Annotated in this window: 1 protein-coding gene; it reads right to left on the minus strand. The window is 48.1% G+C overall.

The window, feature by feature from the left end; all coding sequences use genetic code 11:
- Positions 1-615: folylpolyglutamate synthase/dihydrofolate synthase family protein (locus tag A3751_RS19375; RefSeq protein ID WP_255376103.1), on the minus strand; the 615-nt coding region annotated here is incomplete at its 3' end.
- Positions 616-761: the final 146 nt, after the last annotated feature.

The following is a 761-nucleotide window of genomic DNA, read 5'->3' on the forward strand; positions in this document are numbered from 1 at the left end:
CTCATTCAAAATGGAATTCGGAAATGTTTCACCCACCAAACCCAGCTTTGAAGGCCGAAATATACCCGCCTTCTCTCGAGCGATCTCCTCAATGGTATTGCCCAGCCAATCCTGATGATCCAGACCAATGCTTGTGACGAGCGACAGATCACCGTCAAGCACGTTGACCGCATCTAGCCGGCCACCCAACCCGACCTCACAAATGATCGCGTCTAGCTCTCCAGCTCGAAAAGCATTGGAAAAAACCACAAAAGCCGCAAGCGTTGTGAACTCAAAGTAAGTAAGAGATATATCACCACGCGCGCGCTCGACGACATCAAAAGCATCGACAAGCGTTTGATCCCCGACCTCTTTTCCTTGAAGACAGATACGCTCGTTAAAACGATATAAATGAGGAGAAGTGTAGGTACCGATTCGTAAACCTACCGAAGAGAGGCCATTCTCGATCGCTTTCAGCGTACTCCCTTTGCCGTTCGTGCCACCAACCACAATACAATAAGGCATTGAATCAGTAAGCTGTAAACGGTCAAAGACAAGCCGCACACGTTCAAGACCGAGATCTATTTCTGTGGGATGTCGTTGCTCAAGATCATTTAACCATTCGCTGAGCGTCACGGAAGAATCTCTATTCCTCTTTCAAATCCGCTGCTTCGTCCGAAGAGTGAGAGTTAGCCTCTCTCTCCGGCGACTCAGCAAGGGACGTTGCAATCACTTGCTCTTTGATCAATAACTTAGAAAGCAGAGACACTATTTTGCTACGC

The sequence above is a fragment of the Oleiphilus sp. HI0080 genome (genome assembly GCF_001635135.1).